Genomic DNA, 20,885 nt, shown 5'->3' with positions numbered 1-20,885 from the left:
GTGGCTTGATACTAAGCTGCATGAGCCCCCAACCAATACCGCTCGGGTAGGTAAGAAGCATGCGTAGTCACAAGAAAGAACGGCCATACATGGCCTATGGGAGCATGCGGCCCCAGCGGTATCTACATTTTCACGCTGATCTAAAGCGTAGCGTCCAAAGATCAGAAAAGCCTTATCGATTGGGGGCATCGATCACGCCAAATTCTGCGACGGGCATGATCCAGTAGACGATCCTGGATCCGGCGAAGGTCGCCTTCAGCCGTTCGAGCAACTGCGCCGCCTCTTGCACTCCAAGAACGGTCCGCACCATCAACTCGTCGGCATGCCCTTTGACCCGCTCGGTCGACGTCTGCAATCGGACGTCGGGACCATGCCCTGCGGCGTCCGAGGCCGTAAAGCCGGAAACGAGATCGCGCTGCTCGCTGAGGAAGTCGAACAATTCGTCGCGAAGCGCTCGGCCGGCGATCAGCGTGAGACAGACGAATTCGGCACTCATTTGGTCTCCTTCATGATGCCGCCAAATCGGCGATAAAGGATCGGCAAAAGGATCAGCGTCAGGGCTGTCGAGGAGAGCAAGCCGCCGATGACCACGATAGCGAGCGGGCGCTGGATCTCCGATCCCGGACCGGTCGCAAACAGGAGCGGGATCAGGCCCAAGGCCGTGATACTCGCCGTCATTAGAACCGGTCTGAGCCTGCGCATGGCCCCATCGACGACGATGCGACCCTCCGGTACGCCATGGGCACGCAGTTGGTTGAAATAGGAGACCAGAACGACGCCGTTCAGCACCGCAATTCCCAAAAGCGCGATGAACCCAACAGACGCCGGAACCGAAAGGTATTCGCCGGTAAGCACCAGGGCAAACACGCCGCCAATCACGGCGAACGGGATATTGACGAGGACCAATAGCGCTTGTCGGATCGAACCGAAGGTCGTGAAGAGCAACACAAAGATCAGCCCGATCGCCACTGGCACCACGATCGAGAGGCGCGCCGCCGCGCGTTGCTGATTTTCGAACTGACCGCCCCAGGTTAGCCTGTACCCCCCTGGCAAGGGCAATTCCGTGGCGACTTTCTGCCGGGCCGCCTCGACGAAGCCGACCATATCGCGGCCACGCACATTGGCTCGCACAACGCTCATCCTATTCCCATTCTCGCGATTGACCACAACGGGACCGTCGACCCGCTGAATGCGGGCTACTTGCGAGAGCGCCACGTGCTGACCGGAGGCAAGTGTTAGCGGCAGGCTGGCCAGCAGTGTCGGGGCCTCGCGCGTCGTTTCGCTGCCGCGAACGAGGATGGGGGTCCGGCGCCCCTCTTCCAGCACCGTGCCGATCGTGCGTCCCTCGATCTGAGTGCGCAACGAATTGGAGATGGCGTCCACTGTCAGGCCGAGGCGTCCTGCCTCCATCCGATTCACGGCGACCGTGTAATACTGGGCACCCTCGTTGAGTGTGGTGTAGACATCCTCAGCGCCCTCGATGCTGGACAAAATGGCGGATAGCTTGCTCGCGATCTCATTGAGCTTGGCGATATCAGGTCCAAAGATCTTCACTGCGACATCGCCGCGCACGCCGCTGATCATCTCCTGCACGCGCATGTCGATCGGCTGTGTAAAGCTGAGCGATAGTCCCGGAAAGTTGCCGAGCACCTGCCGCAGCTCTTCAATCAGGGCAGATTTGTCGACCGTCTTTCGCTCTGCGGCGGGCTTCAGAACCAGGAATGTGTCGGTCTGGTTAGGTCCCATTGGGTCAAGCCCAAGCTCGTCGGACCCGGTCCGAGCCACGATATTCTTGACGTCAGGGACTTTCGCGAGGATGGCTGACTGAAGTCTGGCATTGATCGCGATCATTTCATCCAGATTGATCGATGGCAGAGCTTCTACGCTGACGATGGTATCGCCTTCGTCCATCGTCGGCATAAACGTCTTGCCGAGTTGGGTGTAGGCATAGCCGGCAGCGACAAGGGCCGCGACTGCCGCGATAACTACCTTGCGCTCGTTTTTCAGCGCCCAAGCAAGAGCAGGAGCATAGAGCCGAGACGCAAGTCGGATTAACCATGGTTCTTGATGCGACGTCGTCTTGAGGAGAAACGACGTTGCTACGGGAATGACCGTGAGCGCCAAGAGCAGCGAGCCGCCGAGCGCAAAGATAATCGCGAGCGCCACAGGGATGAATAACTTCCCTTCAAGCCCCTCCAGCGTCAGCAGCGGCACGAATACGATCATGATAATCAGCACGCCCGAGGCGACCGGCTCGAGCACCTCGGAGACAGAGCGGTAGATGATATGGACTAGCGGCGCAGCATTTCCCTGCGGTTCCTTACTCAGATTTCCGACGACGTTCTCGACAACCACCACCAGCGCGTCGATCAGCATGCCGATGGCGATGGCAAGGCCGCCCAGGCTCATCAAGTTTGCCGACATGCCGACTATGCGCATGACAATAAGGGCGATCACGATCGCGAGCGGCAAGCTTAGGGCGATCACCAGGGAGGCTCGCCAGTTGCCAAGAAATAGCAGGAGAAGGACGACGACAAGGACGGTTGCTTCGCCAAGTGCGCGGATAACGGTGCCAACCGCGCGGTCAACCAGCCGGCCACGGTCGTAAAAGACCTGGATACTGACACTCTGGGGGAGTGATTGCTTAATCTCGTCGAGGCGTGCCTGTACGTCGGCCACGAGTTGACGCGCATTGGCGCCTCGCAGACCAAGCACGAGGCCCTCGACCGTTTCGCCATGACCATCTGCGGTGACAGCGCCGTACCGTGTCAGCGCCCCTAACTGGACGCGGGCAATATCTTTGACCCGGATCGGAACCCCATCTTTGGTATCGACGACGATTTGCCTGATGTCATCGATGGTCCGAATACTGCCTTCGATACGCACAAGAGCGCTGTCTTCGCCCTGATTGACACGGCCCGCGCCGTCATTGCGGCTGTTCGTCTCGATCGCGCGTCGAAACATCTCGTAGGAAATGCCGCGGGCTGCAAGCGCATCGCTTAGCGGCACGATCTCGAAAGCCCGGACATAACCCCCGAGCGCATTGACGTCGGCCACTCCTGGCACCGTCCGTAGCGCCGGACGGATCACCCAATCGAGTAGACTCCGCCGCTCGGCCAGCGAAAGCTCCGCACTTTCGATGGTGAACATGAACATTTCGCCGAGCGGGCTGGTGATCGGGGCAAGTCCACCGGTCACCCCTTCTGGGAAGTCACGGGTGATGTTGGCCAAGCGTTCGGACACTTGGTTGCGCGCCCAGTAGATGTCGGTGCCATCCTCAAAATCGACCGTGACATCGGCGAGGGCGTATTTGGTGGTAGAACGTAGGATCTTCTTGTTCGGCAACCCAAGCAGTTCGAGCTCGATCGGCACCGTGACCCGCTGTTCCACCTCCTCCGGGGTGAGACCCGGCGCCTTCATGATGACCTTGACCTGGACGGGCGAGACATCCGGAAAGGCGTCGATCGGCAGGCTGGGCAACATGACCAGTCCGGCGCCAATCAATAAGAGCACACCAAGAGCAACGAACAGCCGCTGGGAAAGCGCAAATGCGACGAGGCGCTCGAGCATGACTAGCCTGCTCCCAGCTTCAGCAGGATGCCGCGGAGCGCAGAGATGCCGCTGACTGCTACTTCGTCATTGTTCGTGATGGAACCGGAGATCACGACATGATCCTGGTCCTCCTCAAGCAGCGTAACCGGCACTAGGCGGAAGCCGCCTTGCATTGCCACGAATACAGAAGCTTGCTCGCCGCGGCGGAATAGCGCGCTGTAAGGGAGTTCCCAAGCGCTCTCCCGCTTGGAGGCAAAGGAGATTCGAGCAGCAGCAGTTTGACCCGGCCTCAAATCGCCCGAGTTATGGACCTCTGCACGGACCAACACCGTTTGTGTAGCCGGATCGGTCGTTTCAGACACCAGCACGACCTGCCCCGGAGTTTCGTAACCATCGACCTCCACCTTGGCCCCTTGTCGAATGGCTTTGATGTTCAATGCAGGGACCGCGATCTCGACCCATAGTGGAGAAAGCTGCGCGAGTTTGATCAGCGGGGCCGATTGCTCCACGCGTTGACCAGGAGAAACGGCAATATCGACGACAGTCGCCGGCCGCGGCGCGTCAACCGTAAGCGTCGCGCTGATCGCTGCCTCGCTGGTCAGTTTTGAGATTGTCTCATCTGAGAGGCCACTGAGACGAAGCATCTGACGACGCTCCGCGACCGCAATGCTCGCTTGCCGTGCCTCAGCCTGGCTCGCCTCAAGAACGCGCTGCGCTACCGCATTCCCTTGAAACAGCTGGGTGTTGCGGTTGAGTTGCTGAGCTGCCAGGACGTCCTGCGCAACGGCATGGAGGTAGTCGCGCTGCTGCGACACGAAGCCTGGGCTCTCCATGAAAGCGAGCGGCTGCCCGGCGGCGACACGGTCACCTCGCGCCACCGAGAGGTTGATTACCATGCCGGCCACAGGAGCGCTAACAACCCACATTTGCGGCGTAGGGACTACGATCTGTGCCGGATAAGGGAGTGTCTTGTCGGTTGGACTGGCAACGGGATGAACGACGCGAACTCCTAGGCTTATTGCCTGCTCAGGGCTGAGTTTCACTCCATCCTCGGCCATCGATATAGACGGAAAATTCAGGACCGCCGCTGCAATCAGGATGCGAGCCCCGTTCCTCCACGAGAGCGTCGGTGAACTCAGGTGCATTGCTAAAATCCCATCGTGGCGACCGAGACTGGAGAATTGGCCTTTTCTGACCAACTGTCCTCCGATCTGCATGTCAGCGGGTTGATATTCATCAAGCGCGTCAATCGCTGTTTGAACAATAAGACACTCTCGCTGACCGGACGCTGTTGAGCCACGTCAGCGAATTGTAAGGTCCGATCGGCGATAAGGTTGGCTATGAAGCCGAAGTGGTACATCTCCTTCGAACCAGCCGACCGCAAAAAAGACCGCCTTTACCGGCGCGAGACCAAGACCTTTGTCATGGAGGCTGAGGCCAAGGCATTTGCACGAACGATCCTCGAACGCGCCCTACGCATTTCCGCCGGAACAATAAATCCCGTTCAGCCAAAGCGAGTGATTGGATCTCAACGCGAACTTTCGGAGTGGCTTTCAAGGACTTGATCAAAATGCTGGTGCCCGTACCCGCCGCGTCAGGCCTTCCGCGGTGAAGGCGACGACGCGTTTGATCCTTTCGAAGAAGTCGGTAACCTGGAGGCCGCAGATTTCGGAGCGATTGTCGCCTTCAACCCACCGAGCTCCGACTTCGAGAGTTCCAGTCCCCACTCGTACGCGTCCAGAACGTCCTGGACGATGGCAAGACCCAGTCCCGCGGCTCCTCCGCGCTCGTCGAGGCGAGTGCCGCGCTCGATCACGTGTGACAGGTGGGCCGGTTCAATGCCTTCGCCGTCGTCCTCGACAGCAAGGGACGGCCGATTGTCATCGGTGGTAATGCGGACGCATCCTGCAGAATGGCGGGCAGCGTTCTCGATCAGATTACCGAGGATTTCCGCAAGGTCGGTTCTGTCCAGCGGGAGACTAAGATCGTTGGCGACAAGGTTCTCGAATCTCGCTCGCGCGCCCTCGGGCGTGCGGGTCACAGTCGCGATGATAGACCCCACGAGCGGTTTCACGGCAACGGATGTCGCTACGGCGCCTCTGGCGCGCCCACGAACCCTGGCGCGGGCAAGTTCGCGGTCGACGTGGCGCCCCATGGCTTCGCCGACGGCCTCGATGTCCTCGGCGATGTCGTGCTCGCCCCGCTCCCGTAGGCGCGAAGAATCGGCCGCGAGGGCAGCGAGCGGCGTCTTCAGCCCGTGTGCTAAGTCTGCGGCGCGACCGCGGGACCGTTCGATTTCGTGTTCCTGCGCATCGATGAGAGCGTTGACTTCCTCGACCAGGGGATGGACTTCGGACGGGACGGTGGACGGCAGATGGCGAATCCGCCCCGCTCTGATATCGGCCACTCCGCGGCGGAGCGCGATCAGCGGACGCAACCCAACCCCGACCTGGACCCACGTCGCTAGGGCCAGCACACAGCCGAGAACGACGAGCGCAATCGAGAGATCCTTAGCGAACGCCGAGCTCGCGTCCGAAACCCTCGCCAGATCCTCCGCGACGGCAAGGCGGACGGTCACGAGCTTCCCAGCCGCGGAAAACGTGATGGCGCGCTCGGCAACCAGCACTCGCTGACCACCAGGTCCTGCCGCTTCGTGCTGGTGCGTTTCGCCAGGACTCGGCCGATCGGCCGGAAGCTCCATAGCCGAATCCCACAGCGAGCGCGAGCGAAGCAACTGCCCGTGATCATCGCCGACCTGCCAGTAAAGTCCGGAAAGAGGATCCGCGAACCTCGGATCGACGGGGGTCTGTGTCAATATCAGCTTGCCTTGGGGGTCGAGGTCGATATTCGCGAGAAGCTGCTTCAGGTGGACGTCGAGATCCTGGGCCAGAGTGCGCGAGACATGGCGCTCGAAAAGGACGAAGAGCGCGCCGCCGGCGATACCAAGCGCAATGAGGATCGCGACGATACCGCCGGCGACCAGCCGCAGCCTGAGCGAATGCCGGTTCATGCGGGCGTCTCTGGCATCAGATAGCCGAATCCGCGCCGCGTCTCGATCGAGTCCGCGCCCAGCTTCTTGCGCACGCGGCCGATCAGTACCTCAAGCGTGTTCGAATCGTGCTCTTCCCCGTGACCGTAGACGTTCTCGTCGATCTCCTGCTGCGAGACGACTCGTCCTCGATTGCGGAGGAGATGGGCGACTAGCCTGTACTCGAGCGGCGAGAGCGTGACCGGCACGCCGCGGCGCGTCACCTTCATCTGCCGCTCGTCGAGCGTGATCTCCCCCGCCGTGATGACCGACGAGCCGTGCCCCGCCGCACGCCGCACGATGGAGCGGAGCCGAGCCAGCAGCTCCTCCATCCGGAACGGCTTCGGCAGGTAGTCGTCGGCGCCGGCATCGATGCCGTCGACGCGCTCGGCCCAGCTTCCCCGAGCGGTCAGGATGAGGACGGGCATGTGGCGTCCGTTCGCCCGCCAGCGCTTCAGGACGGCAAGGCCGTCCATCCGGGGCAGCCCGAGATCGAGGATGACGGCTCCAAAGTCCTCGGTGTCGCCGAGAAACCAGGCGTCCTCGCCGTTCGCCACCGTCTCGACCACGTAGCCGGAGGCTTCGAGCGTGCGCGCGACGTCAGACGCGATCCGCGGGTCGTCCTCGACAACAAGCACGCGCATCACTTCTCCTTGGTCCGTTCGACTTCGCCGCTCTTGGCGTCGACGTGGACCTCGAAGAGCCGGCCCTTGTCGTCGAGCACGCGGAGTTCGTACATCCAGGCGCCGGCTTCGCGTTCAAGCTTGACGCCGACGACCTCACCCGGAAGCTTCCCTTTCACCACACTGAGAATGTCAGCGTACGGACGGATCTCGCCGGCCTCAACGGCTCGTCTCGCGTCATCATGATCCCGAGCGAACGCCGGCATCCCTCCGCCCGCGGTCACGAGGGCGGCCGCAAGGATCAGGATACGAATTCGGCGCAGTCCTGGACACATGAAGAAGCTCGTCATCCGAAAGATATGGATGACATATATCACCTGACAAATAGCTGACCTGGCTCAACAGGCGTCGGTCAGCCCGCTTCTGGCAGGTTGCGCGCATCGCCGGCGCATGGTGCGGCCGGCCACCGTCAGGAGATACCTATGCGCAAGATCGCCATTCTCGCCATCGTCGCCGTGGCCCTCAGCGCGGCCTCGGCCCAGGCCGGCAGCCTCGGCAAACCGTGCACGTCCGCCCCCGAGGCCCAGTGGCTGCCGATGGCTCAGTTGCAGGCCAAGGTCGAGGCCCAGGGTTACAAGGTCCAGAAGGCCAAGCTCAAGCATGCTTGCGGCGAGCTCTACACGCTCGACAAGAACGGCAACCGGGTCGAGTTGTTCGTGGACCCGACCAACGGCCAGATCGTCGGCCAGATGTGATGGGTCGCAAATGAGAACCGATAGCAACGCGATCGGAGCCAGCGGCGCGATGCCGCCGGCCACGGTCAAGGTTTGGGATCCCTTCGTCCGGATCTTCCACTGGTCGCTGGTGAGCTTGTTCGTTCTAGCCTACGCCACCGGCGACGAGATCGAGCGGGTGCACGTCGCGGCCGGCTACGCCATCGCCGGCCTCCTCGCGTTCCGCATCGTCTGGGGCTTCGTCGGCCCGCGACACGCGAGGTTTTCGAGCTTCGTTCGTCCGCCACGCGAGGTGCTCGCCTATCTCCGCGATGCCGCTCTGCTTAGGGCTCCCCGCTGCATCGGACATAACCCTGCTGGTGGTGCCATGATCATCGCACTCATTGTCGCGCTGGCCGGCACGTGTGCGACGGGCTACATGATGACCACGGATGCCTACTGGGGCTCCAAGCTGATCGAACACGTTCACGAATTCCTGGCCAACCTGACCGTCGGCCTGGTCGTGGCGCATGTCATTGGCGTGTGGATCGCAAGCTTCGAGCATCGCGAGAACCTGGTCGCGTCCATGATCTCCGGCCGCAAGAGAGCTGCTGATTAGGCAGCTCTCTTCCAAATCCAACCGCAACCAGGAGCGTCCCTGTGCCAGCCACTCCTCACGTAGAAAAGCACTTCACCGCCTCCGAAAGCGTCCGTGACGTCGTGATCGGGATGGCCGACGGACTGACGGTCCCGTTCGCGCTGGCGGCTGGTCTTTCCGCGGCCGTCACCAACACGGACGTGATCGTCACTGCCGGATTGGCCGAGGTCGTCGCCGGCGCCATTGCGATGGGCCTCGGCGGGTATCTCGCCGCACGCACCGACGCAGAGCATTACGCCGCGGAAGAACAGCGCGAACACCATGAGATCGATCAGCTTCGCGAGCGGGAGATCGAGGAGGTGGAGCAGATCTTCCGGGATTACGGCCTTGAAGGAGATGCGCTCAAATCGGTCGTCGGCGCGGTGTCGGCGAATCGTCAGCGATGGGTCGACTTCATGATGCGCTTCGAACTGGGATTGGAGCGTCCAGATCCGAAGCGCGCGCCCATCAGTGCCGCGACGATCGGAGGCTCATATGTGGTCGGCGGCCTGATTCCGCTCGTGCCCTACATGTTTACCCAGAACATCGGAACGGCTCTGCAGATCTCGGTCGCCGCGACTGGCGTTGCCCTGCTTTGCTTCGGAGCCGTCAAAGGACACTTCACCGGCGTCAACAAGATCAAGTCGGCGCTGCAAACGCTGCTCGTGGGCGGATTGGCCGCCGGAGCGGCGTATTGGCTCGCGCATCTGTTCGGATAGCTTAGCAGCGTCTTCATCCCAACCTCCCGGCCGCCCCTGTTTTGCGAGTTAGCCGCGGCTGCGCTGTAGTGGGCGCGGTTTCGGCGAGCAATTATACGCTTCCGTGCAGCCGAAGCAGTCGACAACGCGAAGGACAATAGCTTCCCTCGTCGTCACCGCACTCGCGCAAGCCATCCCCCGACGGCTCCGCTGGCTGTCTGCGTGGCGATCAGCGGCCCCACACTAAAGATAATCACGATCGACCACATCTCAGCGGTGGGGGCCGCAAGCTGCAATAGATGCGCAGCCGACGGTAGGTATGGTGGCACAGCGAGCAGCGTTGCACATAGCAAAAGCGCGCCCCACAACCAGCCGTTCCGCGTCACCTCGTTGACGAAGAGCGGCGAGCGCTGATCACGCATGTTGAACGTGTGCCAGAGCTGGGCGAAGGCGAGCGTGAGGAACGTGGTGGTGACCGTTGATCGGGCATCAAGAGCGAGCCAGGACGACGCAGCCAGCGCCCCGAAAGTGCCGGCCGTCAGCGCCGCCCCGTGCAGGACGATCGTGATCCATTGCCGGCGGCCCAGGATGGGCTCTTTTGGATCGCGAGGCGGCCGCTTGAGGATGCCCTCCTCGCCCTCACCCATGGCAAGCGCGAAAGCGGGGAATACGTCTGTCACCAGATTGAGATACAGAATTTGCAGCGGCAGGAGCGGCAAAGGAAGCGCCAGCGACACGGCGAGGCCGACCGCCAACACCTCACTGAGGTTGCAGGACAGGAGGTAGGCGGCGAAACGACGAATATTGGCGAAGATCACGCGCCCCTCGCCGATCGCCCTGATGATGGTTGGAAACGCATCGTCGAGCAGGATCATGGCGGCCGCTTCGCGAGCGACATCGGTGCCGCGCAATCCCATTGCCACGCCGATATCGGCCTGCCGCAGAGCAGGCGCGTCATTGACCCCGTCCCCCGTCATCGCGACGATCTCGCCCGCTGCCTGATACGTCCGGACGAGGGCGAGTTTTTCATCTGGAGTTACTCTCGCGAAAATTCCGATGTCCCGGAGCGCAGGCTGCCCGGTTTCAATCATCTGCCTGATATTCTTGCCCTCCACGACATTCGCAACGTTCTCCCCAAGACCGACGGCTCGGCCGATACTTTTCGCCGTTACCACGTGATCGCCAGTGACCATGACGACGCGAATCCCCGATTGCCGGCAGTCCTGGATGGCCGGTGGCACGTCGGCCCGCGCGGGGTCTTCCAGGCCAACAAGACCAGCAAGCACCAGCCTGTCATAGGGCGCGGCATCGGCCATCCGGTCGGTTCTCGTCGCGCAGGCGAGCACCCGCAGGCCCTGATGGCCGAGCCGATCGGCTCGGCTGAGCCACTCCGCTCGCATGGCGTCATCAAGCGCGACCTCGCTATTACCGACGGCTACGCGCGTCGTAGCCGCCAGGACCGCCTCGGGCGCCCCCTTCACGGCGATCAGCACACCCTCCCCATGCTCATGAACGGTCGCCATCATCTTGGCGACGGGATCAAAAGCATGATTGCGTACGACGCCGCGCCCTTCCAGCAAGGCTGTCCGCCTGAGGCCAGCGCGTAGCCCGGCGCGCAGAAGCGCGATCTCCGTGGGATCGCCGCTGCCGCGCTCCTCGGAACCATCGAGATGCGCGTCGTTGCATAGGATCGCGATCCGCAGCAATTCGGCCGCCTGCGGATCGTCGGCGACCTGCGGACCCTCGCCTCCCTCTGGAGCGCCGGTCCCGAGCTCGATCTCGCCTGAGGATGTGCAGAGCCGTCGCACCGTCATCCGGTTTTCGGTCAAAGTACCGGTCTTGTCGGTGAGAATGACCGTGGTCGCCCCGAGCGTCTCGACCGCCGAGAGACGTTCGATTAGTGCATTTTGCTGCGCCATGCGCCACATGCCACGAGCGAGCGCAAGCGTCGCGACGATGGGGAGGCCTTCTGGAATGGCGGCTACGGCGAGCGCGATAGCCGCCTCGATCATCAGGAGAGGGTCTTTGCCACTCAATAGACCAATAGCACCGATGACGGCGGCAACAGCAATAGTCGCCCAGACGAGCTGCACCGACAGGCCCTCGAGCTTGCGCTCAAGGGGCGAATGGCCCGGATCGGCTTCGAGAACTAGCCGCGTCACCCGGCCGAGTTCTGTAAGGAAGCCGGTCGCGACTACGACACCAGCGCCGGTGCCGCGCGTAATCGCGGTGCCCTTGAACGCCATCGACGCGCGATCGCCAAGACGGGTATCTGTGCTGACGCGCTCGATCTGCTTGTCGACGGCGACTGATTCTCCGGTCAGCGATGACTCGTCCGCTGAAAGACGGGATGTCTCAATGAGGCGCAGGTCTGCCGAAACGGCATCACCAGCCTCCAAGACCACGACATCGCCCGGAACCAGTTCCTCGGCCGGGATCACATGAACCCGCCCCTCGCGTCGGACTCGGGCGGTCCGCGTTCCAAGCGCGCGCAAAGCCTCGATCGATCGGACCGCCTTCAACTCGGTCACGAAGCCGATCAGCGTGTTGATGGCAAGCACCGCAAAGATGGCGCTGCCCTCCTCGAGTTCGCCGAAATAGAACGCCAGACCGGCCGCGCCGCTGAGGAGATAGACGACTGGACTCCTGAACTGGTGCAGCAGCAGGCGCATCACGCCGGCTGGGCGTCGCGAGGCGATGGTGTTCGCGCCGAAATGCTTTAGCCGTGCGCTGACCTCAGCTTCGGACAACCCTTCGGCGCCTGACACGCGCAACTGTCCCAGTAGCTCCGCGACGGGCAGCGCGTGCGGAAACTCGGGAAATTTCAGCGGGTCAACAACTTCCTGCTTCGCGATAGCTTTACGTCCTTTACACCGGAATGGAGAGATCGTGTCGTTAGGCCGGGGCATGAGCCGACACGGCTTCGTAGATGTCCTCTTCCTGGGCGGTGTGCATGCGCACCAGCGTCTCGATCGCCTCGATCACGCGTTGTGCGTCCCGCACGATATAGCGGTCGATTTTCTCCGACGGCATGTCCTCGACGATCCGGCTGAGCAGCCGGGCAAGATGCAGGATCTCGCGATGGGCGCGGCTCATGGCAGAGAGGCCATGGCGCTCGCGCAGTACCTCCGCAAGCTTAGGATAGACGCTGTCTTCGTCGTCACGCTCGTGTTTCACGATGCTGCCCTGAACCAGCCGCTGGGCCTCTTCGATCAATGTCCCGGCGGCTTCGGGCGTCACGTCGTCCAGGGCATCGACGATCTTGCGCAGCCGGTCCAGGTCCCTGAACAAGGTCTGATGATCGTGACGCAATGTCAGCCCCTGCTCCGGGGTGATGCGACGGCCACCAGCGCCGAGGGCCGGAGTGAGCGCGCGCAGCGCGTTCAGGATAACGGCGACATCGATCACCTCCTGCGCGATCGCCGCCGGCACCGGGGCGAGCCAACCCAGAGTGGCAGCGACCATCGCGACGAGCGAGAGCCCCATGCCGACGACAATACTTTGCAGGGCAATCCGCCGCGCCCGCTGCGCAATTATGATCGCTTCGCCCACACGGTCGAGGCGGTCGGCCAGGATCACCACATCAGCGGCTTCAGACGAAGCGCTGGCGCCCCGCGCCCCGAGCGCGACCCCGACGTCGGCTACGGCCAGCGCCGGGGCGTCGTTGATACCATCGCCGACCATGATGGTCGGATGCAGTCGTTGCTCGCCTCGCACAGCCTCGACTTTGTCCGAAGGGACGCGGTCGGCCAGCACGGCATCGAGGTCGAGTGCCGCACCGATGGCCTGCGCCGCCGCGGCGCGGTCGCCGGTGACCATCACCATGCGCGCGACGCCCGCATCGCGCAGCAGCCGAATCGCCCGCGGCGTATCGGCCCGCAGCTCGTCCGCCAGAAGCAACGCGCCGATCGTACGCCGATCCACGGCGACAAAGACAATCAGCGCCGAGCGCCACGAAGCCCGCCGAATTGCCCGTAGCTCCCATGGCGACAGCTCGGTATTCGAGGGAAGCATCTGCCGTGAACCGGCGGTGACGTGCCGTCCATCGACAAGGCCGCTCAGACCCGAGCCCATCGCCTCCTTAACCCGTTCCGGTGCTTTCAGCTGGAGGCCGCGCTCGACGGCCGCCGCCACCACGGTTTTGGCAAGCACGTGATGTGAGGCCTGCTCCAGCGATGCCCCGAGCCTGAGAACCTCATCCGGGTCCTCTCCCGGTGCAACCTCGATCGAAAGCAGCCGCGCCCCTCCGACGGTCAGGGTGCCTGTTTTGTCAAACAACACTGTGTGCGCGCGCGCCAGCGCCTCGAGCGCCCCACTGCCCTTGGCCAGGATGCCCCGGCGCGCCGCTTGCGCGACGCCGGCAATGAAAGCGACCGGTGCAGCCAGAATCAGCGGGCAAGGCGTCGCCGCCACCAGCACGGCGAGACTGCGGGTCAGATCACCTGAGATCCGCCACGCCACGAAGGCGATCGCAATCGTCACCGGCAGAAGGATCAGAGCATAACGATCGGCCATTCGCACAAAGGGAGCCTTTGCCGTCTGCGCCGCCGTCACCATCCGCACGATGCCAGCGTAGGTGCTCTCGCCGGCCGGCGCAGTCACGGTCAACTCGAAAGTCTCACCCGCGTTCAGCGAACCTGACAGAACGGCACTCCCACGCGCTTTTTCGACCGGGATTGGTTCGCCAGTAACGGCGGACTCGTCGATGGTGGCCAAGGCCGAGCCAACGATCCCGTCGACCGGAATGATCTCACCGGCCCGGACCAGGAGTCCTTCGCCGACCGAGATTGCATCAACCGGAACATCTTCAATCCGTTCGCCGCTCTTGCGATGGGCCTGGCGCGGAGCACGATCCACCAGCGACCGCAGGTCGCGCTCCGCGCGAGCGACCGCGATGTCTTCCAGCGCGTTGCCACCGGAATACATCAACGCGACCACGGCCCCTGCAAGCGGTTGGCCAAGCGCCAACGCCGCGCTCATGGATAGCAGCGCAATCGCGTCCACACCGAGCCGGCCGCTGAGAAAATCCCTGACGATCGAGACCGCCAGCCCTCCGATTACGGGCGCCGTGCCGAGCTCCCATGCGAGATCGGCCCAGTCAGGCCGGTCAATGGCTCGTGCGAGAATACCCGCGGTCAATCCCGCGATTGCGATCGCAACCAAGGCCCATCGCAGAACCCGCTCAAACGACATGGTCTCATTCCGCAGCTACTTGCGTACCGATTTAGGTGGTTCCTGAATTGATTTCATGTAGTTCAGGGCTGCTACCGCATCATCCCTGTTGAAGCGGAAGGTCGGCATCGAGGGATGAATGCTGCTGTAGCCCTCCTGTAGTCGCTCCAGGAAGTCGCTATCGTAGAGCTTGGTTTCGCTAAAGCTGCGAAAGGGCGGCGCTCGCCTGTTAGGACTTGCGCCGGTCCTGCCAACAGAGTGACAGCGTGCGCACATTCTTTGTAACAACTCTTTGCCATGTTGCTGTTCCTCGTCGAGCGCGCGGGCGCCGGTGCTCGACCATAGACCTATTGTCGCAAGTATCAGCAAGCATCGCATCATCGCAGTCGTTCCCGCGAAACAGTTCACCAGCGTGAGGCTGCCTTGCCGTAGACATAGAGAGCAACCAACCCGACGGTCACTGCCGTCGAGAGGATCAAGATGTTTCGATCCCAATCGACTCGCTCCTTCTCGGCTCTTCTGAAAGCCAGAGCCGAGAATAGAGCTTTCATGGCAAATCGGCGCATCGAAGCAGCCCTCCTACCCACATGATGTCGCTGCCTTTGAAAGCCAGCTTGATACAGCTCAAAGGGTGAGCCCGGTTGGTGATCGGGCTCGCTATAGGGACAAGCCAAATGGCACCGCGCCTGCCGAAAGCGATTGGCGCGATTGCCCCGGGCGTATGGGCACGCCGACTGCGCCCAGGCTTCGCGGCCGTTCCTCCACACTTGACCTGCCTCAAAACGTGCCCGCTACGACGGGGCTAAACTGACTGAAATCGGAGGCAGCCAATGGACGAAATGTTCAGGCGGAAAATCCTTCGGCTTCTGGATCAGCACCGGACCACCAGGATCGCTACCGTACGACCTGACGGCTGGCCCCAGGTGACGACCGTCGGCTACGCCAACGATGGACTCGTCATCTATTTTCTTTGCGGAGCGGACAGCCAGAAGGCCGCCAACCTTGCGAGGGACGATCGGGTCTCGCTAACGGTGGACGACGATCCCGCCCAGGTGATGGACATCGCGGGTCTATCGATGGCGGCACGTGCGAAGCTTGTAACGGATCCTGCCGAATTCGAAAAAGCCTTGCGGCTCTTGATCTCGCGATATCCGAACCAGAAAAGCCTCGATCTCCCCATGCCGAAAACTTCGGAGGTCTGCGTCTTTCGCCTGACACCCACGATCGTCTCGCTGCTCGACTACTCAAGGGGATTTGGACATACCGACCTTATCGCGTGCTAAAGAGCTGCGCTTCCATTAGCGCGCGCGGTTGCTCTCTCATTCTGCTTTCCGTCGCCGGAACTGCTGATCGGCCTGCGGTTTTGGCGATGAAGATGCCCGCATGCGCTTGCGCGGTGTTCCCGTGAGTGCCCGACCGCGAGTTGGGACGGAAACATGTTACGCAGCATCCGAGTTGATGTCAGTCTTGCGATTCTGATCGCGTTAGCAGCATTGCCTCTCACAGTCCTCGACCACATGAGGTCGATTCAGGAAGAATCTAAGCCGAAGCAATCGATCTCGGCTTCGTGCGGCCCCCTGATGGCGTGCGGCTGGTCGCCGAGCCTGCCCGGGCGAAGCTCATTTCAGCGCGTGGCTGCATGCTAAATCTGACCAGATTTGATCTGTCGCAAAGCAGAGACAGGCCAGAGGATCATTCTTCAAAACGGTTCACTCAGTGGAGTGTTGCCATGATCATTGAACGCCTATCCCAAGAGCATCGCAATATCGAGACACTGCTCGCCATCCTCGAGCGGGAACTTGAGGTGTTCGACCGCGGAGACCGTCCCGACTACGAAGTCATTCGCGCCGTACTCAGCTATTTCGAAGTCTACCCGGAGGTATATCACCATCCCCAGGAAGATTGCGTCTTTGCCAAGCTAAAAGCTCGTGATCCAGCTGCGGCTGCGAAGATCGGCGATCTAGCTCGCGAGCATCAAAAAGGGGCCGAACGCTTGCGTCGCGTCGCTCACGCGATTGACAGCGTGCTCGCGGATCGTGAGGTGCTCCGCCAAAATGTGGATACCATCGTTCGCGATTTCATCGAGCAGGAGCGCCGTCATATGATGATGGAAGATCGCGATTTCTTTCCCGCTGCGCTTAAGGCGCTCAAACCACAGGATTGGACCGAGATCGCCTCGACGGTAACCGGTCTTAAGGATCCGTTGTTCAGCGATGTTGCCGAAGAGCGGTTCGATGCGCTACGCGCACATATTTTGCGACTGGAGCAGGAGGCTGCAGCCGAGCGGAAGTAACGGGAGGCGGAGCGAAAGGCCATGGCGAGATTCCCGGTTATCAACGGACCCCACACTGTTCTCTGCATGTAGATCGCCACAAGGTGGGTCCGACTTTCCATCGTAGTCGTCGTGCCGTCTACTATCCTCGAGCCAAAGCGCTTAGAGACCTACCATGTCAAAAGCACTCAAATGCTCCTTCTTCGCATTTCTTTTGTTCGCGATTCTGGCGCAATCCGCGGTGGCCGATCCCCAACACGGCAAGGACATCGCAAAACGCTGGTGCTCGAACTGTCATGTCGTCGAGTCCGGCCAGACGAATGCCATCGACCATGCGCCACCATTCAGCCAAATCGCGCGAACGCCCGAGTTCGATCAGAACCAGCTCGCGTTCCTGCTGCTCAAGCCGCACCCCAATATGCCAAGCCTGTCCCTCCAGCGATCAGAAATATCGGATTTGGCCGAATACATCCGCTCACTCAAGTAAGAAAAGCCGAAACGCATCGGCGTGCTTGAGGTATGCTGCGCATTGAGTTGATCAGGGACCTCGCGACCGAGCTCCAAAAGAGGGAGCTATTTGCAAGGCGTTCCCTCTTTCGACTTGGCAGCACAGTTCGTGTTTCTGTCCGCCGGCAACGCAAGGACGATCTTGTTTGCGTGGTCCTGCCGTCTTCATCGTGGCTTGAGGCAGGTCAAAGCTAACCGCCTGCTCGAGCCTATACTTAGATTGCACCGAATGGCATTCGCGCGCGCCGGTGCCGTTACGGTTGCGGAGCCTCGGACTCCTTGGGTCCTCGACCGCGACCATGGGTCGGCTCCTAGAGCAGCTCCGCCGGCCCGTTCGGTAGCACTACGGTCGGCCCTGCCGGTTGGACCGCCGAAGCCCTGAACTGAACGGAAAGTGGAAACCGGCCTCGGCGCTCCTTCTGGAAGCCGGGGCTGATTTGCGTCCGGCCCATTCAAGCCGGGGCAGCGGGCTGTCGGAGGCTAGGCCCGTCTGCCGACCGAGAAAGGCGCGTTCGGGGGCACTCGAGCAGGAGAGCCATATGATGTCCGCCAACCTTCACACAGAAGACCTCGCCGCGGTCGTGCGTTATGCACTCGATACCACCCGGGCCACGATGGTCTGCCCTTTCCACGAGGAGGTGGTCATCCGCGTGGGTGACGATGCCGCCGAGAGCCATGCCTTTGAACGCGCCAAACGAATCGTTAGGAGCGACGGCGAGGGCTGGCCATCGGACGCTCTCAGGGAAGAGTTCGGCCGTCAGCTCGGCACCGCCGAGGACGGTCGATGCCCGGAATGCGATCGGCACGATCCGCACGACTAGCTGCATGCGGAGCAGGCGCTGTCGCGGAGCCACCGCTCGTTTCAGGTCGCCGAGAGCGAGCGCAGCCAGGCCAGTCTCAAGATCGCCCTCTCGGCGAATGGCTGCAGGATTCGACGCGCTCGGCATAGTGCGACCAGTGACGGCCACCGGACCGGATGCGGCGTTCTGCGTGCACGATGGCGCCGAGCAACGTCCCCATTCGATAGGTCTTCGAAAGTGCCCTGGCGTGAAACACCGGGGATCCGGTGCTATCCGTCTTGGGCGGATGGACGTCCATGAGCATAGCCCGCTTACGGCCACTCTTCAGTAATTTGGCCGGTTACTGATCGGTTCAGTGCGACAGCAGCACGGGAATTGGCGGCCTCGTCAGAATGCTGCGGGTCGCACCTCCCAATATGAACTCTTGCAAGCGGGAATGACCATACGCCCCCATGACGAGCAGATCCGCCCTGCGGGAAGCTAACTGAGCCGCGAGAACATCGCCGATACCCCGTCCTGCAGCGTCGACCTCCTCGACGACCACATCGATACCATGACGCGAGAGATTCTTCGCAAGTTCGGACGACGAGCGCCGGCTCGAAATCGCCTTCTCATTGGTCACTGTGAGAATAAACACCTCTCGCGCCTTCTCCAGGATCGGGATCGCATCAGAGACGGCACGCGCCGCAGCGCGGCTAAAATCCCACGCAACGATCACCCTGTTGAGTTCGGCTTCCTTCGAGGCGGTGGCCTCCGGCAACACCAGCGTCGGTCTGCCCGAACCGAAGATGATCGCTTCAGCATACCATTGGTCATAGGATTGCGGCACCGGCACGATTGTGAGATCACACAGCCGAGCATAGTCTACCAGGAGGTCCGGGACCTCGGACGTCAGGCAACGCTCGAGAATGATCTCGTTCAGCAGCCCCGATTTCGTGGCGGCCGCTTCAAAAGTCGCCAGCAGGTCCTGCGCATTTTTCCTGCTCTTGTGGGCCTCGCTGGCCACGATTGATCCGACCTTGCCGACCCCGCACAGGAAAGTCCCGGGTATCTGCACATGGACTTCACAAGAGATCGCCGCGATGTGCGCGGCAAATGGTGAGATCAGCGCTACGGCGCGGTCGATGACCGAAACCGGCGTCGGTTCGGATAGCTGGTCAAGGTGAGCAGAACGTCCCTGACGGCCATCGCGTGTCTCCGAAATTGCAATTTTGAGACGATACCAGCGCCGGGTCCGGGCCGATTGATCTAGGTCAGAAGGTCTCCGGCCCGAGCCCTGCCGTCAAATTTCCGATCGCCGGCCCACGCCACGACCAGGGCTCCGCCGAGTTGACCCAAATCAAGGGTCCGTACCTAGGATTGCCCGATATAGACTCCAGTCGTCAGTCCCTCCTCGCAAAATGGCTAAAAGTGGAATCCGTGCCGGAATATCTGATCGCACCTCCGGCACGCCTGCTGCGGCGTATCGGACTGCCCCTCCTCGTTCTTTACGGCACCGGAGTGACCATAGGAGCCGGGATCTACGTTCTGACCGGCGCGGTCGCTGATAACGCGCAGACGTACTCGTCTTGGGCGTTCGCATTGGCGGCCGTGGTCATGGCTCTCACGGCCGCCTCCTATGCCGAACTCGCCACCCGCTATGCCGGAGAGGATGCTCGTGTCCACGCCTCGCCGCATGCATCCTGATGATCGCTTACGCGCTCGTCTTGCGATAGCGCGTTCAATGGAAAATTGAGGCAAGACCCAATCAATGCTTCCAGGCCCCAAATCTCCCGATCGAGCACCGGCTTCGGTCCCTCTCGCGGTCGCCATCGTGCTAGGAGTTGTCATCTCTGCCGTCATGGCGGCGCCATTCCTGGGAGCGCTCGTCTGGTCGACGACGATCGCGGTCCTGTTCACACCATTCGACCGCGCTGTGAGCAGCCGCGTCAAGTCTCGCAACCTTTCGGCATTGATCACGGTCATAGTAACCGCCTTTATCGTGGTCGTTCCTGCCATCCTGGTGGCAGGCACCTTGCTCAACGAGGCCGTCCGCAGCGGAGCGATTGTCGTGCCGATGTTCGACGTCGATGACTGGACGCGTCTCATGGACGAGCATCGCTGGCTTGCCCCAGCGCTGCAGTGGGTCCATGACAAGGTGGATTTTCCGGATCTGATGCAAACGGCGACTTCCGCGCTCGCGACGTGGAGCGGCTCCGTGCTCCGCGCGTCCTTTTCCGGAATGGCCAACTTTCTGCTCACCTTCTATTTTCTGTTTTATCTCTTGCGCGACCGGGAGGCGATTGCGGAGGCGGCGCGGCTCCATCTGCCGCTTTCGGAGCCGGAATTCGCGCTGATCGTCGGGCGCTTTACCGATACCATCTTCGCGACCGTCTTCGGTACCGTCGCCGTCGCGGCGCTGCAGGGCGGGCTGGGAGGCCTAATGTTCTGGTGGCTGGGCCTGCCCGCTCCGGTGTTCTGGGGCGTATTGATGGGCCTTCTGGCTATCGTTCCGTTTCTCGGCGCCTTCGTCATCTGGGCACCGGCCGCCGTCTATCTCTCGTTGAGCGGCGCCTACACATCAGCAATCATTCTAGCGGTGTGGGGGACCTTCGTCGTCGGTCTCGTCGACAACATCGTGTACCCGATCCTGGTCGGCAGCAGGCTTCGGATGAACACGATGCTGTCTTTCATCGCCGTCGTTGGCGGGCTGGTGTTCATGGGGACACCGGGCGTGGTGCTCGGTCCATTGCTGCTTGCCCTCACCTTGACCCTGCTGCAAATTCGGTGCGACCGGGCGGCAACTGCGATGGGCGTTACACCATAGCGGCGGGATACGCCCGATCAGGATCTCTGTTGATGTATCTCAATGAGATGACGGGCATACCCAGTTAAGCTTTCAAG

At 61.8% G+C, this 20,885-nt stretch carries 18 protein-coding genes and 1 pseudogene; 9 read left to right on the top strand and 10 right to left on the bottom strand.

From position 1 onward, the window contains the following. Nucleotides 1–172: 172 nt before the first annotated feature. From ABIB99_RS41400 to ABIB99_RS41375, 6 genes are all read right to left on the bottom strand, one after another. Entirely contained in the window at nucleotides 173–496 is a 324-nt protein-coding gene (locus ABIB99_RS41400; protein WP_354181542.1) for a DUF3240 family protein, read from the bottom strand. Continuing rightward, complete coding sequence (locus ABIB99_RS41395) at nucleotides 493–3,570, bottom strand: efflux RND transporter permease subunit (RefSeq protein WP_354181540.1); 3,078 nt, start codon at nucleotides 3,568–3,570, stop codon at nucleotides 493–495. The genes ABIB99_RS41400 and ABIB99_RS41395 overlap by 4 nt, the downstream gene beginning before the upstream one ends. 2 nt (nucleotides 3,571–3,572) lie before the next feature. Next, nucleotides 3,573–4,697, bottom strand: coding sequence for an efflux RND transporter periplasmic adaptor subunit (locus tag ABIB99_RS41390; protein ID WP_354181636.1), 1,125 nt, complete (start codon nucleotides 4,695–4,697; stop codon nucleotides 3,573–3,575). Nucleotides 4,698–5,146: 449 nt separating this feature from the next. Beyond that, entirely contained in the window at nucleotides 5,147–6,562 is a 1,416-nt protein-coding gene (locus tag ABIB99_RS41385; protein WP_354181538.1) for a sensor histidine kinase, read from the bottom strand. Next, on the bottom strand, nucleotides 6,559–7,224 hold the full coding sequence (locus tag ABIB99_RS41380; RefSeq protein WP_354181536.1) for a response regulator transcription factor: 666 nt from the start codon (nucleotides 7,222–7,224) through the stop codon (nucleotides 6,559–6,561). The genes ABIB99_RS41385 and ABIB99_RS41380 overlap by 4 nt, the downstream gene beginning before the upstream one ends. After that, nucleotides 7,224–7,553, bottom strand: a complete 330-nt coding sequence (locus ABIB99_RS41375) for a PepSY domain-containing protein (RefSeq protein ID WP_354181534.1) — start codon at nucleotides 7,551–7,553, stop codon at nucleotides 7,224–7,226. Before ABIB99_RS41375 ends, ABIB99_RS41380 begins: the two co-directional genes overlap by 1 nt. 132 nt (nucleotides 7,554–7,685) lie before the next feature. On the opposite strand from ABIB99_RS41375, the gene ABIB99_RS41370 reads away from it, so the two are divergent. From ABIB99_RS41370 to ABIB99_RS41360, 3 genes are read left to right on the top strand one after another with little or no spacing between them, the layout of a single operon-like run. Further along, nucleotides 7,686–7,958, top strand: coding sequence for a PepSY domain-containing protein (locus ABIB99_RS41370; protein ID WP_354181532.1), 273 nt, complete (start codon nucleotides 7,686–7,688; stop codon nucleotides 7,956–7,958). 10 nt (nucleotides 7,959–7,968) lie between these two features. Then, entirely contained in the window at nucleotides 7,969–8,535 is a 567-nt protein-coding gene (locus ABIB99_RS41365; protein WP_354181530.1) for a cytochrome b/b6 domain-containing protein, read from the top strand. Between the two features lie 41 nt (nucleotides 8,536–8,576). Next, complete coding sequence (locus tag ABIB99_RS41360; RefSeq protein WP_354181528.1) at nucleotides 8,577–9,272, top strand: VIT1/CCC1 transporter family protein; 696 nt, start codon at nucleotides 8,577–8,579, stop codon at nucleotides 9,270–9,272. Nucleotides 9,273–9,424: 152 nt separating this feature from the next. Here the strand turns inward: ABIB99_RS41360 and ABIB99_RS41355 are convergent, their stop codons facing one another. The 3 genes from ABIB99_RS41355 to ABIB99_RS41345 are packed head-to-tail and all read right to left on the bottom strand — an operon-like array spanning nucleotide 9,425 to nucleotide 14,801. After that, entirely contained in the window at nucleotides 9,425–12,160 is a 2,736-nt protein-coding gene (locus ABIB99_RS41355) for a cation-translocating P-type ATPase (RefSeq protein WP_354181526.1), read from the bottom strand. Further along, complete coding sequence (locus ABIB99_RS41350) at nucleotides 12,147–14,444, bottom strand: heavy metal translocating P-type ATPase (protein WP_354181524.1); 2,298 nt, start codon at nucleotides 14,442–14,444, stop codon at nucleotides 12,147–12,149. Before ABIB99_RS41350 ends, ABIB99_RS41355 begins: the two co-directional genes overlap by 14 nt. 15 nt (nucleotides 14,445–14,459) lie before the next feature. Further along, the gene (locus ABIB99_RS41345) at nucleotides 14,460–14,801 is read right to left on the bottom strand and encodes a c-type cytochrome (RefSeq protein ID WP_354181634.1); all 342 of its coding nucleotides are present in this window, start codon (nucleotides 14,799–14,801) and stop codon (nucleotides 14,460–14,462) included. Between the two features lie 452 nt (nucleotides 14,802–15,253). Here ABIB99_RS41345 and ABIB99_RS41340 point away from each other — a divergent pair, with 452 nt between their 5' ends. The 4 genes from ABIB99_RS41340 to ABIB99_RS41325 all read left to right on the top strand — a co-directional run bounded on the left by ABIB99_RS41340 (nucleotide 15,254) and on the right by ABIB99_RS41325 (nucleotide 18,023). Next, the gene (locus ABIB99_RS41340; protein WP_354181522.1) at nucleotides 15,254–15,706 is read left to right on the top strand and encodes a pyridoxamine 5'-phosphate oxidase family protein; all 453 of its coding nucleotides are present in this window, start codon (nucleotides 15,254–15,256) and stop codon (nucleotides 15,704–15,706) included. 446 nt (nucleotides 15,707–16,152) lie between these two features. Continuing rightward, nucleotides 16,153–16,716 (top strand): hemerythrin domain-containing protein, encoded by a 564-nt coding sequence (locus ABIB99_RS41335; RefSeq protein ID WP_354181520.1) that lies wholly within the window; start codon nucleotides 16,153–16,155, stop codon nucleotides 16,714–16,716. 154 nt (nucleotides 16,717–16,870) lie between these two features. Beyond that, nucleotides 16,871–17,182, top strand: coding sequence for a c-type cytochrome (locus ABIB99_RS41330; protein ID WP_354181518.1), 312 nt, complete (start codon nucleotides 16,871–16,873; stop codon nucleotides 17,180–17,182). 559 nt (nucleotides 17,183–17,741) lie between these two features. Then, nucleotides 17,742–18,023 (top strand): hypothetical protein, encoded by a 282-nt coding sequence (locus ABIB99_RS41325; protein WP_354181516.1) that lies wholly within the window; start codon nucleotides 17,742–17,744, stop codon nucleotides 18,021–18,023. 331 nt (nucleotides 18,024–18,354) lie between these two features. Here ABIB99_RS41325 and ABIB99_RS41320 read toward each other — a convergent pair. Further along, nucleotides 18,355–19,190, bottom strand: a pseudogene (locus tag ABIB99_RS41320) (universal stress protein). 141 nt (nucleotides 19,191–19,331) lie between these two features. On the opposite strand from ABIB99_RS41320, the gene ABIB99_RS41315 reads away from it, so the two are divergent. Then, nucleotides 19,332–19,688, top strand: a complete 357-nt coding sequence (locus tag ABIB99_RS41315; RefSeq protein ID WP_354181514.1) for a hypothetical protein — start codon at nucleotides 19,332–19,334, stop codon at nucleotides 19,686–19,688. Between the two features lie 64 nt (nucleotides 19,689–19,752). Continuing rightward, entirely contained in the window at nucleotides 19,753–20,808 is a 1,056-nt protein-coding gene (locus ABIB99_RS41310; RefSeq protein ID WP_354181512.1) for an AI-2E family transporter, read from the top strand. Nucleotides 20,809–20,885 lie beyond the last annotated feature (77 nt).

Source organism: Bradyrhizobium sp. LA6.1, assembly GCF_040547805.1.
Classification (GTDB): Bacteria; Pseudomonadota; Alphaproteobacteria; order Rhizobiales; family Xanthobacteraceae; genus Bradyrhizobium; species Bradyrhizobium barranii.
The sequence above is the reverse complement of the archived record's forward strand: the minus strand, read 5'-3'. Positions and strand labels throughout refer to the sequence as shown.